This window comes from Pseudomonas sp. NY15356 (assembly GCF_048068175.1).
Classification (GTDB): domain Bacteria; phylum Pseudomonadota; class Gammaproteobacteria; order Pseudomonadales; family Pseudomonadaceae; genus Aquipseudomonas; species Aquipseudomonas putida_K.
This window is the reverse complement of the sequence record NZ_JBLUPW010000072.1, coordinates 1-1,112: the sequence shown is the minus strand read 5'-3', so window position 1 is coordinate 1,112 and position 1,112 is coordinate 1. Positions and strand designations below refer to the sequence as shown.

The 1,112-nt window shown below is 62.5% G+C and carries 1 protein-coding gene; it reads right to left on the bottom strand.

Annotated features, from left to right (window positions below; genetic code table 11):
- On the bottom strand, positions 1–1,112 hold a 1,112-nt coding region (locus ACNFCI_RS23960), incomplete at both ends, for a neuraminidase-like domain-containing protein (RefSeq protein WP_416768427.1).

The window sequence follows — 1,112 nt, the reverse complement described above, 5'->3', positions numbered from 1 at the left end:
ACCAGCTCGGTGATCCATCGGTTGGGCACCTCCGGACGCACAGCCTCCACCGACAGCGTCGTATCCAGCCGCAGGCTATAGCTGCCCTCTTCGGCAGCGAACGTTTCGATGACCTTCACGCTCGCATCGGACAAGTCGAACGACACGAAGTCTGCCGGTTTGCCAGACGGGGACGTGATGCCCTTCGCCACGGGCCGGTCTTTGCGAGCGAATACGCTGCACAGCCCCGTATGCGCCTCCGTGTCCAGCCAATGCGGGACTTGTCGCAGGTCGCCCAACAGCCCAATGGGCTCGCTGGTGAAATCCTCCTTGATCTGGATGCCGCCATACTCAATGGCTTTTTCGCCGAGGTCGCCCTTCCGATCATAGATACCGGCCACCAGGGCGTTCAGGCCGGGCAGGCTGACCAGGAACAGCGAGTAGTTTTCGTAATCGACCGCTGGTGACGTTTCACCCTCTTTCCCTTTGTTCTCGTCCCAGCCTTCCAGCCTTTCCAGCTTGTTCATGTAGCCATCAGCGATCGGGTAGTCCAGCGGTGCGCTCCAGGTCCCGTCATAGCGCAACCACGCCAGCTTGTAGGACCACACATATTCCTTATCTTTTGGCTGGCCGTCGGTCTCCTTGCGGGTCAAGATACGCTCCTGACGCTCCACCCACATCAGGTACAGCCGCTCACGGTAGATCACCGGCCGGATCAGCCGGCCCACCACCTGGGGCGCCAACTCGATCTTCGTCCAGCCGCGCCAGGCGTTGGCCGGCAGCGCGCCGGTCTCCTTGTCACGCTTGCTCTCGTCCACCGTCCGCCACCAGTACTCCCGCGGCTCGCCACGGCTGCGCCCGATGAACCAGGTCTTGCCCAGCGATTCATCAGTCGTCTGCGGCTCCCGGCCGTTGTAGTAGCCGCTGATCGTCTCCAGGTTGGCCACTTCCTCGAAAGCATTGAGGTAGCCGGGGTAGGCATCGCCAACGGTATCGCCGTTGATCTGCGCCTGCCCCAGCACCTGCAGCATGTCGTCCATCGCCTTGGTCTGGCCCAGGCGCACGGTCGGGTCGATGTAGTTCTCCGGGTAGTACATCAGCATCTGCCCGGCCGACCAGGTGGCATAGCGGGC